Source organism: Marivita sp. (assembly GCF_048006345.1).
GTDB lineage: Bacteria > Pseudomonadota > Alphaproteobacteria > Rhodobacterales > Rhodobacteraceae > Marivita.
This window is the reverse complement of record NZ_CP180351.1, coordinates 665,064-678,479: the sequence shown is the minus strand read 5'-3', so window position 1 is coordinate 678,479 and position 13,416 is coordinate 665,064. Positions and strand designations below refer to the sequence as shown.

15 protein-coding genes are annotated in these 13,416 nt (G+C 61.4%); 6 read left to right on the top strand and 9 right to left on the bottom strand.

Translation table 11 applies throughout. The annotated features are described in order from the left end of the window. Window positions 1–69: 69 nt before the first annotated feature. The 4 genes from ACMVPR_RS03380 to ACMVPR_RS03365 form a co-directional block, all read right to left on the bottom strand. Entirely contained in the window at window positions 70–1,173 is a 1,104-nt protein-coding gene (locus ACMVPR_RS03380) for a dimethylsulfoniopropionate demethylase (protein ID WP_416881709.1), read from the bottom strand. Window positions 1,174–1,253: 80 nt separating this feature from the next. Beyond that, window positions 1,254–1,763, bottom strand: coding sequence for a DinB family protein (locus tag ACMVPR_RS03375; protein WP_416881708.1), 510 nt, complete (start codon window positions 1,761–1,763; stop codon window positions 1,254–1,256). Continuing rightward, window positions 1,764–2,447 carry a DUF1326 domain-containing protein gene (locus ACMVPR_RS03370; RefSeq protein WP_292307232.1) on the bottom strand — a complete coding sequence of 228 codons (684 nt, stop codon included), beginning with the start codon at window positions 2,445–2,447 and terminating at the stop codon, window positions 1,764–1,766. Window positions 2,448–2,459: 12 nt separating this feature from the next. Continuing rightward, a complete protein-coding gene (locus tag ACMVPR_RS03365) occupies window positions 2,460–3,215 on the bottom strand; it encodes a DUF2182 domain-containing protein (protein WP_416881707.1) in 756 nt (251 codons plus the stop codon). A 70-nt stretch (window positions 3,216–3,285) separates the two neighbouring features. Here ACMVPR_RS03365 and ACMVPR_RS03360 point away from each other — a divergent pair, with 70 nt between their 5' ends. Then, complete coding sequence (locus tag ACMVPR_RS03360; protein ID WP_416881706.1) at window positions 3,286–4,011, top strand: FadR/GntR family transcriptional regulator; 726 nt, start codon at window positions 3,286–3,288, stop codon at window positions 4,009–4,011. A 6-nt stretch (window positions 4,012–4,017) separates the two neighbouring features. On the opposite strand, the gene ACMVPR_RS03355 is transcribed toward ACMVPR_RS03360, so the two are convergent. Beyond that, complete coding sequence (locus tag ACMVPR_RS03355) at window positions 4,018–4,770, bottom strand: cytochrome c biogenesis CcdA family protein (RefSeq protein ID WP_416884610.1); 753 nt, start codon at window positions 4,768–4,770, stop codon at window positions 4,018–4,020. A gap of 103 nt (window positions 4,771–4,873) precedes the next feature. Here ACMVPR_RS03355 and ACMVPR_RS03350 point away from each other — a divergent pair, with 103 nt between their 5' ends. Continuing rightward, window positions 4,874–5,095, top strand: coding sequence for a sulfurtransferase TusA family protein (locus tag ACMVPR_RS03350; RefSeq protein WP_416881705.1), 222 nt, complete (start codon window positions 4,874–4,876; stop codon window positions 5,093–5,095). Window positions 5,096–5,158: 63 nt separating this feature from the next. Here the strand turns inward: ACMVPR_RS03350 and ACMVPR_RS03345 are convergent, their stop codons facing one another. After that, a complete protein-coding gene (locus tag ACMVPR_RS03345; RefSeq protein WP_416881704.1) occupies window positions 5,159–7,984 on the bottom strand; it encodes a ribonuclease E/G in 2,826 nt (941 codons plus the stop codon). A 446-nt stretch (window positions 7,985–8,430) separates the two neighbouring features. Here ACMVPR_RS03345 and ACMVPR_RS03340 point away from each other — a divergent pair, with 446 nt between their 5' ends. The 4 genes from ACMVPR_RS03340 to ACMVPR_RS03325 all read left to right on the top strand — a co-directional run bounded on the left by ACMVPR_RS03340 (window position 8,431) and on the right by ACMVPR_RS03325 (window position 11,356). Then, entirely contained in the window at window positions 8,431–8,898 is a 468-nt protein-coding gene (locus tag ACMVPR_RS03340) for a YbaK/EbsC family protein (protein ID WP_416881703.1), read from the top strand. A gap of 108 nt (window positions 8,899–9,006) precedes the next feature. After that, on the top strand, window positions 9,007–9,429 hold the full coding sequence (locus ACMVPR_RS03335) for a DUF2852 domain-containing protein (RefSeq protein ID WP_292265002.1): 423 nt from the start codon (window positions 9,007–9,009) through the stop codon (window positions 9,427–9,429). 75 nt (window positions 9,430–9,504) lie between these two features. Then, the gene (locus ACMVPR_RS03330) at window positions 9,505–9,954 is read left to right on the top strand and encodes an RDD family protein (RefSeq protein ID WP_416884609.1); all 450 of its coding nucleotides are present in this window, start codon (window positions 9,505–9,507) and stop codon (window positions 9,952–9,954) included. A gap of 184 nt (window positions 9,955–10,138) precedes the next feature. Beyond that, entirely contained in the window at window positions 10,139–11,356 is a 1,218-nt protein-coding gene (locus tag ACMVPR_RS03325; RefSeq protein ID WP_416881702.1) for an aminopeptidase P family protein, read from the top strand. Between the two features lie 102 nt (window positions 11,357–11,458). On the opposite strand, the gene ACMVPR_RS03320 is transcribed toward ACMVPR_RS03325, so the two are convergent. The 3 genes from ACMVPR_RS03320 to fumC form a co-directional block, all read right to left on the bottom strand. Then, window positions 11,459–11,710, bottom strand: a complete 252-nt coding sequence (locus ACMVPR_RS03320; protein WP_300581907.1) for a ribbon-helix-helix domain-containing protein — start codon at window positions 11,708–11,710, stop codon at window positions 11,459–11,461. Then, window positions 11,707–11,880, bottom strand: a complete 174-nt coding sequence (locus ACMVPR_RS03315) for a DUF4169 family protein (protein WP_416881701.1) — start codon at window positions 11,878–11,880, stop codon at window positions 11,707–11,709. The genes ACMVPR_RS03320 and ACMVPR_RS03315 overlap by 4 nt, the downstream gene beginning before the upstream one ends. A gap of 97 nt (window positions 11,881–11,977) precedes the next feature. Next, the gene (gene fumC, locus ACMVPR_RS03310; RefSeq protein ID WP_416881700.1) at window positions 11,978–13,372 is read right to left on the bottom strand and encodes a class II fumarate hydratase; all 1,395 of its coding nucleotides are present in this window, start codon (window positions 13,370–13,372) and stop codon (window positions 11,978–11,980) included. Window positions 13,373–13,416: the final 44 nt, after the last annotated feature.

Sequence of the window (13,416 nt, the reverse complement as noted above, 5' to 3'; positions counted from 1 at the left end):
TTTTCATCTTGCCAATAAACTCCGGGGAGCGTGAGGGGCTGGCCCCTCACTCCCCAATTCTCAACGCGCTCAGACCCAGAAGGTCTCCCAGACCTGCGCCGCGCGCACTTCGTTCGGCAGTACCACGTCCAGATCGGTGCCCTCGTCCCAATGTGTCATCCGCACCATGCCGATGGCCACGTTGGTGCCGAAATCCGGGCTCCACGCCGCACTCGTCACCTGACCCACCTGCACGTCCCCCGCCATCAAAGGCCAGGGCCGGTCACACAAAGGCACCCGGTCACCATGGATCTCGATGGCCCGGATTTGCCGGATCGGCCCCTCTTGCGCCACCCGCAGCAGCGCATCGCGCCCCACACAGCCAATCGCGGTCTGGGTGTTGCAGAACTTGCCCAAACCACATTCATGCGGCGTGTTCTCATCGGTCATGTCATTGCCGTAGCTCAGCAATCCACCCTCGATCCGTTCGATCAGGTTGGGACAGCCCGCATGCACATCCAGATCCTTGCCCGCTTCCATCAGCGCGTTCCAAAGCGGCATGCCCAGATCGCTGCCCTCGACATAGATCTCGAACCCGCCCTGCCGCGAATAGCCCGACCGGGCGACTGCAAGCGACCTTCCCTGGAAATCCAGCATGCCAAACCGGAAGAACCGGATGTCACGCACCTGATCGCCAAACACCCGCGCCATCAGGTCATCCGCCTTCGGCCCCTGCACAGCCAGCGGCGACACGTCCGGTTCATCCACCAGAACATCCAGCCGGAACCCGTAAGCCAGCCCCTTGACCCAAAACAGCAGATCACTGTCGGCAATCGAAATCCACCAGCGGTCTTCGGCCAGCTTCACCGCCACAGGATCGTTCAGCATCCCGCCGGTCTCATCGACGATGGGCACATAGAAACACTGTCCGGGCAGCATCGACCGCAGATCGCGCGGGGTCAGCATCTGCATCAAGCGCCCGGCATCCGGACCGCGCAGTTCCACCTGCCGCTCGCAGGCCACGTCCCAGACCTGCACCGCCTCTTTCAGATGGCGGTAGTCTTCCTCAACCGACCGGAACACCGTCGGCAGAAGCATCCGGTTGTAGACCGTATAGGCCTTGACCCCGGCGGCCTCATTGCCATCCGAGAACGGGGTCCGGCGCACCCGCCGGGACGGAGAAATCAGAGCCATGCGCACACCTCATGCACAGAACTCGGGATGGTGGGCGGGGCGACGCGCATCGCGCGAGCGCCGTCCAGCAGACCGAAAGGTTACAACCAGGGCCCGTCTTCGGGCATGAACAGGATATCGGTGACAGGCGCCGTGGCCCCTGCCGCAGTCAGCATCGCGTGGATTTGTCCACGGTGATGGGTCTGGTGATTGAACAGATGCATCACACACAGATCGAACGGATGTGTGAAGTCCCGGTTGGCCATCACCGACCGCCACTTCACATCGCCTTTTAGATCGACCGCGTTCAGGTTTTCCGCCCAATGCAAAAGCTTCGCATCCGTCTTGTAGCGCTCCCCGGCCCAGACTGCCGGGGTAGGCGTCAGGGTCAGATGATCCCCGTCCGGAGCCTCTCCGACCCCCAACCGCGCCATCCACATCCGGTCACCCCAGAGAATATGGTTGGCCGTGCTGAAGATCGACCCGAAAAACGCCTTGCGCTCCTTGCGCAACTCAGCCTCGGACAGAGTGTCAAATGCGGCCCGTAACTGCTTGTTCTGCCAAGCATTATACCGCGCCATCGTCACGCAATATTCCGGGAAGACGTACATTTACTTGGGTCCGTGCCAATCGATCTGGCAGATCTCGGCGCTGCGGCCATCAAAATCCCACACCCGCCCATAGGCGCGCACCTTGCCTTTGGTGGCGGTGGCCACGGTGATGTCCGGCCCCATCCAGTACTGGGTGTTGGTGATCACGAGATCTTTCGACGGATCATTGCCGCCCACCGGATGCACGATCCCCTGAATCTTGCGCCCCACGGTGATGTGGCGGGTGTTGCCCTCGGTCTCATAGGTGACGGGCTGACGTTCGGCCCCAAGGAACTCGCCCACCAGCACCTGGAACAGACCCGTCGTGCCCTTGGCGGCGCCGCTGAACACCTTGACCAGCGCGTCGAAGGTGGGATCATCCGCGCGCTCGTCCACGAACAGCGCCACTTTCCAATTGCCACGGCTCATCATGCCGGGGATCTCGATCAAGAGACCGATGTTCAGACCGGAAAAATCAATATCGCCATAATGGCCGGAATCGATCCGCACGCCGCCCCATGTCTGGCAATGGCCCTCGGTGGGCGGGTGCTTGCCAAGGCTGACCACGCAGGGGCAGAACACCGTGCAGTTGCAGTTGAGGATCAGCTCTCCCTTGATCGCCCAGGGCTGGATTTCCGGCTCCCGCCGCCCTGCGGCCGGATGGCGGTTGTCCAGCTTTTCCGCCACGTCCAATCGGTCACTCATCGCATCTCTCCCTTACGATCCCAAAAGCGCCACACTCAGGCCAGCCCCAATCAGGACCACACCCAAAGGCCGGGTGATCCAGGCCCCAGCGCGCAATTTCTCCAACGTCATCACCAGCGTCGCGAGGCCCATAAAGCCCAGCGACATCACACCGCCGACAAAGCCGAGCAGCATCAGCGCCCAGCAGCAGCCAAGACACACGGCCCCAAGGCGCAGCCCGTTGCGCCATGCGCCCTCGTTCCAATGCGCCATGAAAAACGTGATCGGCATCCGGCACTTGGCCAGACACGCCTCTTTCAGCGCGCTGAACTGATAGGCCCCGGCCAACACCAGAAGCCCACCGGACAGCAGCGCCGAACGGCTGTCGCCAAAGGCGCTGACCCAGCCAAGACCGAACAGCCCGATCTGCAATCCCGCCGCCAGCGCCGAAAAGCCCAGCCAGACCGCCAGATACCCCGCCAGCAATGCGCCCAGGTCGGTCTCGGTCGACCGCCCCAGATCGTCATAGGTGGCCAGCGCAGGCAGAGCGGTCGGCGCCATCATCGCACCCGACATCAGCCCCCACATGATCCAGAGCCGCAGGTACCCGGCCGCATCCGGTGTTGTTGTGCAGAACGCTTCCCAGAAATCGCCACCGAACACCCGCGCCACATCGCGCAGATCAGGCGGCACCGCCATCAGGGCCAGCACCAGCCAGCACAGCAGAACCAGACCATAGAGAGCCAGCCAATGCGGCGCGCTCATCTGTCTGATCCGGTCTGCCAGCATGCAAATTCTCTCCCTGCCCGACAACTCGGGCCTTGCCAAAATAATTGTCAGACATTTAAATGCCTGACAAATGAAAAATGCAGAACCCGAGAAAAGCCTGTCCGCCCAGATCGCGGACGCCATCCGCACTGCGATTGTGGATGGTCGGTTACTTGTCGGCGACCGCCTGCCCTCTGAGGCAGAGCTGGCAGATCAACACGGCGTGTCCCGTGCCACCGTGCGCGAGGCGTTGAAACGGCTGGCCGCGCAGTCGCTGATCCGCACCGAACGCGGCGCGTTTGGCGGGGCCTTTGTCAATCACCTCTCTTATGAGGAAGCCCGGGCACAGCAAGTCACCACCTCGACCTTGCTGCTGGGAATGAACGCGATCAGCTTCCAGGTTGCCTGCGAAGCCCGCTACGCGCTGGAGCGCAGTTGCACCGCTCTGGCCGCCGAACGACGCACCGACGCACTTCTGGCCGCGATGCGCTCCGAGATCGACACGCAGGCAGCACCCGACTTGTCCGACGAGGCGTTCTGCGCGTCCGACGTGGCCTTCCACCGGGCGCTGGTGGATTGCGCTGGCAACGAAGTGCTCAGCTATCATCTGGCTGGTAGCGTCGAGGCGATGCAGCCCCTCATGAACATGATCACCTTCACCGCCCGAAGCCGGGCAGAGATCATCGACCTGCACCGCGCCATCGTGGCTGGTCTGGAAATCCGTGATGTGGCGTCGGTGGACCGGGCGCTGGCGACACTCGAAGCCTACACGATCACACTGGGGCAGTCGGTCCTCAAAGCCCGCGCCACGCGCTGAGGGCGGTTAACCCAGAAGCGCCAGTCCCGGGAACGTCTCGAGCAGCCAGAAGGCGAAGGAGGTAAACGCCCCGGTGACCAGCGCGATACCCACGATCACCAGCAACGCCCCCATCGCCAGTTCGATCTTGCGCATGTGCTTCTTGATGCGGTTCATCAGACCCATGGCGCGGGTCATGAACATCGCCGCCAGCAGGAACGGGATGCCCAGTCCTGCCGCATAAACGCCCAGCAGAACCGTTCCTCGGGCCACAGATGCCTCGGACGCCGCCAGTGACAGGATCGCGCCCAGTTGCGGGCCGATGCACGGCGTCCAGCCAAAGGCAAAAGCAAGGCCCAGCACATACGCGCCAAAGGCCGAGCCACCGTGGTCGCCAGCCTCAAGCCGCTTTTCCTGATCCAGAAACGGAATGCGAAACACGCCCAGAAAGTGCAGACCGAACAGGATCACGACAACGCCGGAGGCCTGCGCAAGTTGCGTCTGATATTCAAGGAAGAAGGCTCCGAAGGCAGAGGCAGTGAACCCAAGCAGGATGAAGATCGTCGACAGACCCAGTACAAAGAACAGCGCCGAGATCACGGCCTTTCTGCGACCCGAGCCCCCCTGCTCCATATCCGCCACACTGACCCCCGACATATAGGCAAGATACGGCGGCACGATGGGCAGCACACAGGGGCTGAGGAACGACAGTGCCCCCGCCAGAAGCGCGATGCTCATGGCCGGAAACAGGGCGGCGTCTATGATCTGAAATTCCAACATACCCTCGACATATGCCAAGCCTTGGGCGCTGTCACGCGACGCGGGGTCACATGATCGTGCCAAGCCAGTGGACAGCGACATCGGACACGCCTAAATCGCGTGTATGAGTGAACATCTCGATGCCACCGGGCTTCTGTGCCCCCTGCCCGTTCTCAAGGCGCGCAAGCGTCTTATGGGTCTGTCGTCCGGCAGCGAATTGCACGTGCTGACCGACGACCCGGCCGCCATCGTCGACATGCCGCATTTTTGCAATGAAGCTGGGCACACGCTGGTCAAAAGCCAGGAACAGGGCGCTGCCATGCTTTGGGTGATCCGCAAGGCATAGCCGAAAACGCAAAACGCCCCCGTGAAGGACACGAGGGCGTTTCTTGGTTCGATCGGTCAGAGATCAGCGGCCAAGAGACCACCAACCACGACGCTTTTTCTTGTTGCTGTCGTCGGACGCACTTTCGGCATCTGCCCCGACCGTTTCCGGTTCAGGCGACGCCGCCGGAGGTTCTTCCGAGACGGTCTCGGCAACCGGAGCCGGTTCCTCGGTGACGTCTGGCGCAGTTGCTTCGGCCTCGACCGTCTCCGGTGCCGCCAATTCCGGCACGGGGGCGATCTCTTCGGCAGGGATCACGGCCGCGGCAGGAGCCTCGGGTTCAGGAGCTTTCTTTGCCCGTGAACGGCGCGCCGGAGCTTTCTTCGCCTTGGGTGCGTCTGCCGTTTCGGCAACTGCCTCTACGGTCTCTTCGGCGGCCTCAACAGCACCGTCAGCATCCGCCTTGGGCTCTGCCTTCTTGCGGGACCGGCTGCGCGGCTTTTTCTTGGGCGCATCCTCTTCTGCAGGAGCAGCGTCGACTGCCTCAGCGTCGACCACAGGTGCATCTTCCACCTCTGCCTTGGCCGTCTTGGCCTCTGCCCCGTCTGCCTTGGCGGTGGAGCCCGACTTGCGGGACCGGCTGCGGGTCCGCTTGGGTTTGGCCGGAGTCTCGTCTGCGGCATCAGCATCTGACGAGGCATCGTATGCCGCGTCGGCTTCAACCGCGTCTACAGCGCCTTCGCCGTCGGAGGTCTCGTCCAACTCGCCAGCCTCGGCCCCGTTCTCGCCGTCGTCCTGACGATCGCGGTTGCGGTTGCGACCACGTCCGCCACGGCGCGACCGGCGGCGGCGCTTCTTCGGCTTGGACTCGTCTTCTTCGACGGTCTCAGTCACCGCGTCGACCTGATCCTCGCCCTCGTCCTCATCCTCGTCTTCCGCCGCATCCTCATCGACCTGATCCATCAGGGACAAGTTGACGGAAACGACATGGGCGGGGGCTTCAGGCACCACGCGGGTCGCTGTCTTGAACTTCTCGATGGTGAAGTCCGGGCTGACCAGATGCACATCGCCTTCAATCCGCACCGACATGCCATACCGCAGCTCGATCTGGGCGACATGTTCGCGTTTCTGGTTCATCAGGAAGTTCGCGATGGAAACCGGGCAACGTACGAGAACCTCGCGTGACCGGCGGCGCACGCCTTCTTCCTCGATCTGACGCAGCACCTGCAGCGCCATGTTGTCATCCGACCGGATCAACCCTGTACCATGGCAGGCCGGGCACGGCTGGGTCGTCGCCTCGATCATGCCGGGACGCAGACGCTGGCGGGACATTTCCATCAGGCCAAAACCCGAGATGCGCCCAACCTGAATGCGCGCACGATCGTTCTTGAGCTTGTCCTTGATGCGCTTCTCGACGGCGGCGTTGTTCTTGCGCTCGTCCATGTCGATGAAGTCGATCACGATGAGGCCAGCAAGGTCACGCAGGCGCAACTGACGCGCCACTTCTTCAGCGGCCTCAAGGTTGGTCTTGAGCGCCGTTTCCTCGATCGAGCCTTCCTTGGTGGCGCGGCCCGAGTTCACGTCGATGGCCACAAGCGCTTCGGTCACACCGATCACGATATAGCCGCCGGATTTGAGCTGCACGGTCGGGTTGAACATGCCCGACAGGTAGGACTCCACCTGATGACGCGCAAAGAGCGGCATCTGGTCGGCGTAATGTTTCACGTTCTTGGCATGGGACGGCATGATCATCTTCATGAAGTCCTTGGCGATGCGATAACCGCGTTCGCCCTCGACCAGAACCTCGTCGATGTCGCGGTTATAGAGATCGCGGATCGACCGTTTGATCAGGTCGCCTTCCTCGTAAATCTTCGCCGGCGCGATAGATTTCAGCGTCAACTCGCGGATCTGCTCCCACAGACGCTGCAGGTATTCGTAGTCGCGCTTGATCTCGGTCTTGGTGCGCTTGGCGCCTGCCGTCCGGATGATGAGACCCGCGCCCTTGGGCACGTCGATCTCGTTGGCGATTTCCTTGAGCTTCTTTCGGTCCGGCGCGTTGGTGATCTTGCGGCTGATGCCACCGCCCCGCGCCGTGTTCGGCATGAGCACACAGTACCGACCTGCCAGCGACAGATAGGTGGTCAGCGCCGCGCCCTTGTTGCCGCGTTCTTCCTTGACGACCTGCACCAGAAGGATCTGGCGCACTTTGATGACTTCCTGAATCTTGTAGCGCTTGGGGCGCGGCTTGCGGCGCGGGCGGATATCTTCCTCGGTGTCGTCATCGGCGACGGATTCGATGTTTTCATCGCGATCCGCCGGCTGGGACAGATCATCCTCGTCATCATCCTCGTCATGCAGCGCCGCGGGCTCTGATGTCTCGATATACTCGGGTTCTTCGACCGGAGTTTCCGCGACGGTTTCCATCGGCGACAGGCCTTCGGTGTCGTCGTCGCCCTCGTCCGAAAGGTCGATGGTCTCCATCCCGGAGATTTCGTCCGACACGTCTTTGGTTGCGACCGCGTCATCGCTGTCGGCCTTGGCGGCACGCGACCGATTGCGGCCCCGACCACAACGTGATTTCGGCTTTTCGTCCTCGTCCTCACGGCGCGCCTGGCTTTCGGCATAGGCACGCTCTTCTTCCATCAGCGCTTCGCGGTCCGCGACCGGGATCTGATAGTAGTCGGGGTGGATTTCCGAAAACGCGAGGAAACCGTGGCGATTGCCACCGTAATCCACGAACGCCGCCTGAAGCGACGGTTCGACCCGTGTTACTTTTGCGAGGTAGATGTTGCCAGCAAGCTGGCGTTTGTTTTCGGATTCAAAGTCAAATTCCTCAACCTTGGTTCCGTCGACCACCACAACGCGGGTTTCCTCCGCGTGGGTGGCATCGATAAGCATTTTCTTGGGCATATGTTCCGTGCGCACAACCGCCGCCGCCCCCACCTTTCGGTAAGGGGCCGGGATCGGGTGTGTCTTGTCATGGCGAGTGCGTGCGCAGCGGCTGGCCGGGGTGAAACACCCCGTTGCTCTGGCCTCATGTCCTGCGCGCGTTTCATCGCGTTTCTTCTCCGACACATGTCACAGGGGTGACCGCGTCCGTTGCGAACCTGATGTTCGGATAAACCTCAGGTGTTTGTAGAAGGCCTTTTGGGCCATATCAGCCTGCTCTGAACTCAGGACACTCTGCCGATGCTCAGAACAGCGAAACTCATGTACCCGCATTCCGTGAAACGGATTGGGCTAGCGACTACCATAAGGCCAGAGCCATCCATTGCACAATGGGCAATCTCACCTTTTCCGAATATGTCTGACGTCCTATCACAACAGAACAGTCCGTGTTCCCAAAGAGAGACCCCATGAGCAAAAGCCTCGCCCGTGTGCGCACCGCCCTCGAAACACTGGGATTGCCTGCAGATATCCGCGATGTCGGGCAGGCCCGCACGGCACAAGAGGCCGCCGACAGCGTGGGCTGTCACCTCGATCAGATTGCCAAATCCATCATCTTCCGCGCCGAAACCAGCGGCGATGCGGTGCTGTTTCTGACAGCGGGCGGCAATCGTGTCGATTCGAGCAAGGCATCGGCCTGCGCGGGTGAAGCCTTGGGCAAGGCGGATGCCGACCTGATCCGCGCACAGACAGGCTTTGCCATCGGGGGCGTGTCCCCTGTCGGACATCTCAATCCGATCCGGGCCTGGCTGGACCCCCGGCTGCTGGAATTCAACGTGATCTGGGCCGCAGCAGGCACGCCGCGGCATGTTTTTCCGCTCGATCCCGCGCTGCTTCCAAAAATTTGCAACGCGCAAATAACTGATTTCACTTCATAAAGTAAGTAAATGTAAAAAACATTCACATTCTTTCTTGAAATCACCCAAACAAACTCCGATCTGTTCAATGTGAAAGACATTCACATCACGCAAACAACGGAGTTGACAATGAGCACGATCGCCGCCCCCGCATCTCTTCCGGCCCGAATGGGTTGGTTTTCCCGCGCCGAGGCGTGGCTGGACAACAAAGGTAAAGGCGCCTGGATCGCCGCAATGGTCCTTGGCCTTATCTTCTTCTGGCCCATCGGTCTCGCCCTTCTTGCCTACATGATCTGGAGCAAACGTATGTTCAATTCTTCCTGCAATCGCAGTCGCCGCATGTCTTCGCACTTCACGACCATGCGCTCGTCCGGCAACAGCGCCTTTGACGCCTACAAGTCCGAAACCCTGCGCCGTCTCGAAGAAGAGCAGGAAAATTTCGAAGCGTTCCTGAAGCGCCTGCGCGATGCCAAGGACAAGGCCGAGTTCGACCAGTTCATGGAAGACCGCGCCAAGACCGCAAAAGCTGCCCGCGAGTCCGAAGAGGCGTAAGCCTTGTATACACCGCCCGTGGCCCCAATATCGGGGCCACACCTGTCCCTGTCCCGAAAGCTACGGTTCCCGACGATGTACGCCTCTGATACCTATCCCAACCTGCCGGACCCGATGGTTCAGCCTGAATTCTACGACAGCGTCCCGATCAAGCGTGGCCTGGCGTGGGTGATCGACGCAGCGCTGATCCTTGCGCTGGTGGTGCCGATCGTGGTGATGACCCTGTTCATCGCTCTCTGGTTCCTGCCGCTTCTTTTCTTCGTGGTGGGCTTCATCTACCGCGTGGCCACGTTGACCGGCGGGTCAGCCACATGGGGGATGCGCCTGATGTCCATCGAATTCCGCGACAGCCGGGGCGAGCATTTCGACTTCAGCCAGGCTTTCATGCACACGCTGGGCTATACCGTGTCGATGTCGATCTTCCCGCTGCAGCTGATCTCCATCGCGATGATGTTCTTCACGGAACGGGGTCAGGGCCTGACCGACATGTTGCTCGGCACCGTGGCGATCAATCGCCGTCTGTGACCCTGTACAATCCATATTGACAAACTCACCGCCCTTCGCCATCGAAAGCACAGATGTGCCGACGATGGCGTCGTCGGAGCAAGACCCACATCAAGCTTTCCTCAGAAAGCGTATCGTCCTGAACGCCCGGATGTGATGCCGGGCGTTTTTCGTGAAGTCCCGGCAGATGCTCGGAGACTTGACTATGTTCGATACCCCCAACCGTCCCCAGACCTTTACCTGCCACAATGGCGACAAGGCCCCGCTGCCCTTTGCGCAGGCCGAGTATGACCAGCGCATCGCAGGCCTTCGTACGATCATGGCCAGCCACAATCTCGACGCGGTGCTGCTGACCTCGATGCAGAACATCGCCTACTACTCGGGCTTTCTCTATTGCAGCTTTGGTCGTCCCTATGGCCTTGTCGTGACCCACAACACCTGCACCACCGTCAGCGCCAATATCGACGGCGGCCAGCCGTGGCGCCGGGCGCATTGTGACAACGTCATCTACACCGATTGGGAGCGCAACAATTACTGGCGCGCGGTCGCCGCACTGGTCGGCACAGGTCGTCGCATCGGTGTCGAAGGCGATCACCTGACCCTCGCCGCCCGCGCCACGCTGGATGCGTTCCTGAACACCCGCGAGGTGATCGACATCGCCCCCGACACGATGCGCTCGCGCATGGTCAAATCTCCCGCCGAAATCGCGCTCATCACCGAAGGCGCCCGTGTAGCCGATGTGGGCGGCTATGCCATCCGCGATGCCATCCGGGCCGGTGCCCGCGAGATCGACATCGCCATGGCGGGCCGCGACGCGATGGAGCTCGAGATCGCCCGCAGCTTCCCCGACAGCGAGATGCGCGACAGCTGGGTCTGGTTCCAGTCCGGCCTCAACACCGATGGCGCCCACAACCCGGTGACAATGCGACAACTTCAATACGGCGACATCCTGAGCCTCAACACCTTCCCTATGATCTCGGCCTATTACACGGCTTTGGAACGCACGCTGTTCCTTGGAGAACCCGACGCCGAGTCCCTGCGCATCTGGAACGCCAACGTCGCTGCCCATGAACTGGGCCTGAGCCTGATCAAACCGGGCATCTCCTGCGCCCAGATTTGTGACGAGATCAACCGCCTGTTCGCGCAGGAAAACCTGCTGCACTACCGCTCATTCGGCTACGGCCACTCCTTCGGCATCCTCAGCCACTATTATGGCCGCGAAGCCGGTCTGGAACTGCGCGAGGACATCGACACGGTGCTGGAGCCGGGCATGGTTGTGTCAATCGAACCGATGCTCTGGATCCCCGAAGGCACTGCCGGGGCTGGCGGTTACCGCGAGCATGACATCCTTGTCGTGACCGAGGATGGCGCAACCAACATCACCGGGTTCCCGTATGGACCCGAGCATAATGTGATCGGGTAAGATCGCCAATCATGAGACCCGCCGTCGCGCCAGCGGCGGCAACGCGTCCGCCCGACCCATGGCGGGCGCGTTCCGTGCCCACCCGGGCGAACGCTTGCCCTATTAACTTGCCGCGCCCGACGATTGCGTTGGCGACTGTCTATCCCGATACCAATCCAGCACATAGACCCGGATCGCCGAGGCCAATCCGACCTCGATCTCCCGCGCCTCGTCGATCTCTGCTGCAAGCGCGTTGATCGGCATGTCCCGCGCCTCGGCAATATCCCGAAACGCGCGCCAGAATGCATCCTCCAGAGACACGCTGGTGCGATGTCCCCGCAGGGTCAGTGACCGTTTGACGGGCCGTCCGCTCATGTGGTGGATTTGCCGTCCAGATCGCGCTTGGCCTTTTCAGCCTGCGATTTCTCCAGCGCCTTCTGCGCCTTGCTGCGCCCGAACTTGACCGAATTCTCATCCGCCTTGGCGCGCTTTACGGCCCGCGCCTTGGTCTTGCGAAACTGGTTGAGGTTGGTGACGCTGCTCATGTGGCAAGGATACGTCCCCGGCAGAGCGACGCAAGGCCCTTCGAAGGGCCTTGCCGACGCGATTTCGAAATCGCGTCCCAAGCCGTTTCGAAACGGCTTACCCCTTCGGACCTATCATGTCCTCGGGACGCACCACGCGGTCAAAAGTCTCGGCATCGACAAAGCCCAGCGCAATCGCCTCTTCCTTGAGCGTGGTGCCGTTCTTGTGCGCGGTCTTGGCGACCTTGGTGGCGTTGTCATAGCCGATGGTCGGCGCCAGCGCCGTCACTAGCATCAGCAATTCCTTCATCAGCTTGTCGATGCGCGGCTCATTCGCCTCGATCCCCAAGAGCATCCGTTCGGTAAAGCTGTCCGCCGCGTCACCCAGCAACTGCATGGATTGCAACAGGTTATAGGCCATCATTGGATTGTAGACGTTCAGCTCGAAATGCCCTTGGCTTCCGGCAAACTTGATCGCCGCATCGTTGCCCATGACATGCGCCGCCACCTGCGTCAGCGCCTCGGCCTGTGTCGGGTTCACCTTGCCCGGCATGATCGACGATCCCGGCTCGTTCTCCGGAAGGATTAACTCGCCGAGACCCGAGCGCGGGCCGGACCCAAGGAAGCGGATGTCGTTGGCGATCTTGTAGCAGGATCCGGCGACAGTGGCCAAAGCACCCGACATGAACACCATCGCGTCATGCGCGGCCAGCGCCTCGAACTTGTTGGGCGCGGTCACAAACGGCAGCCCCGTGATCTCGGCCATGTTGGCCGCCACGGTCTCGCCCCAACCCTGTTTGGTGTTGAGACCGGTGCCCACAGCTGTGCCACCCTGCGCCAGCTCGTAGATGCCCGGAAGGCAGGCTTTGACCCGCGCGATGCCCTGACGGATTTGGTGCGCGTAGCCCGAGAACTCCTGCCCCAGTGTCAGCGGCGTGGCGTCCTGGGTGTGGGTCCGACCGATCTTGATGATGTTGGCGAATTCTTTCGATTTTTGCTCAAGCCCCGCCGCCAGCTTTTCCAGCCCCGGCAGCAGCGTGTCGCGCACCATCATCGCCGCCGCAATGTGCATCGCGGTCGGGAAGGTGTCGTTCGACGACTGGCCCATGTTGCAGTGGTCATTGGGGTGAACCGGGTCTTTCGATCCGATCACGCCGCCCAGAATTTCAATCGCGCGGTTCGCAATGACCTCGTTGGCGTTCATGTTCGACTGGGTGCCCGACCCGGTCTGCCAGACCACCAGCGGAAAGTTGTCGTCGAAGGTGCCGTCGATGACCTCACCCGCCGCCTGAATGATCGCATCGGCCAGTTTCGCATCCAGATCGCCGGACGCCTTGTTCGCCTGTGCGCAGGCTTTCTTGATCACACCCAGCGCGCGGACAATCGCAATAGGCTGCTTTTCCCAGCCGATGGGAAAGTTCATGATCGACCGCTGTGTCTGCGCCCCCCAATACTTGTCAGAGGGAACTTCAAGCGGGCCAAAACTGTCGGATTCTGTGCGGGTCTGAGCCATTTCGGCCTCCTCGGCATGCAGTTGCAGGCCGTTTAGCGGCAACC

What these genes read in the sequence shown, in the direction of transcription:
- ACMVPR_RS03345 (WP_416881704.1), bottom strand. Translation starts at nt 7,984, where the DNA reads ATGCCCAAGAAAATGCTTATCGATGCCACCCACGCGGAGGAAACCCGC.
- ACMVPR_RS03380 (WP_416881709.1), bottom strand. Translation starts at nt 1,173, where the DNA reads ATGGCTCTGATTTCTCCGTCCCGGCGGGTGCGCCGGACCCCGTTCTCG.
- fumC (WP_416881700.1), bottom strand. Translation starts at nt 13,372, where the DNA reads ATGGCTCAGACCCGCACAGAATCCGACAGTTTTGGCCCGCTTGAAGTT.
- ACMVPR_RS03355 (WP_416884610.1), bottom strand. Translation starts at nt 4,770, where the DNA reads ATGTTGGAATTTCAGATCATAGACGCCGCCCTGTTTCCGGCCATGAGC.
- ACMVPR_RS03315 (WP_416881701.1), bottom strand. Translation starts at nt 11,880, where the DNA reads ATGAGCAGCGTCACCAACCTCAACCAGTTTCGCAAGACCAAGGCGCGG.
- ACMVPR_RS03330 (WP_416884609.1), top strand. Translation starts at nt 9,505, where the DNA reads ATGTACGCCTCTGATACCTATCCCAACCTGCCGGACCCGATGGTTCAG.
- ACMVPR_RS03375 (WP_416881708.1), bottom strand. Translation starts at nt 1,763, where the DNA reads ATGTACGTCTTCCCGGAATATTGCGTGACGATGGCGCGGTATAATGCT.
- ACMVPR_RS03325 (WP_416881702.1), top strand. Translation starts at nt 10,139, where the DNA reads ATGTTCGATACCCCCAACCGTCCCCAGACCTTTACCTGCCACAATGGC.
- ACMVPR_RS03350 (WP_416881705.1), top strand. Translation starts at nt 4,874, where the DNA reads ATGAGTGAACATCTCGATGCCACCGGGCTTCTGTGCCCCCTGCCCGTT.
- ACMVPR_RS03320 (WP_300581907.1), bottom strand. Translation starts at nt 11,710, where the DNA reads ATGAGCGGACGGCCCGTCAAACGGTCACTGACCCTGCGGGGACATCGC.
- ACMVPR_RS03335 (WP_292265002.1), top strand. Translation starts at nt 9,007, where the DNA reads ATGAGCACGATCGCCGCCCCCGCATCTCTTCCGGCCCGAATGGGTTGG.
- ACMVPR_RS03370 (WP_292307232.1), bottom strand. Translation starts at nt 2,447, where the DNA reads ATGAGTGACCGATTGGACGTGGCGGAAAAGCTGGACAACCGCCATCCG.
- ACMVPR_RS03360 (WP_416881706.1), top strand. Translation starts at nt 3,286, where the DNA reads ATGAAAAATGCAGAACCCGAGAAAAGCCTGTCCGCCCAGATCGCGGAC.
- ACMVPR_RS03365 (WP_416881707.1), bottom strand. Translation starts at nt 3,215, where the DNA reads ATGCTGGCAGACCGGATCAGACAGATGAGCGCGCCGCATTGGCTGGCT.
- ACMVPR_RS03340 (WP_416881703.1), top strand. Translation starts at nt 8,431, where the DNA reads ATGAGCAAAAGCCTCGCCCGTGTGCGCACCGCCCTCGAAACACTGGGA.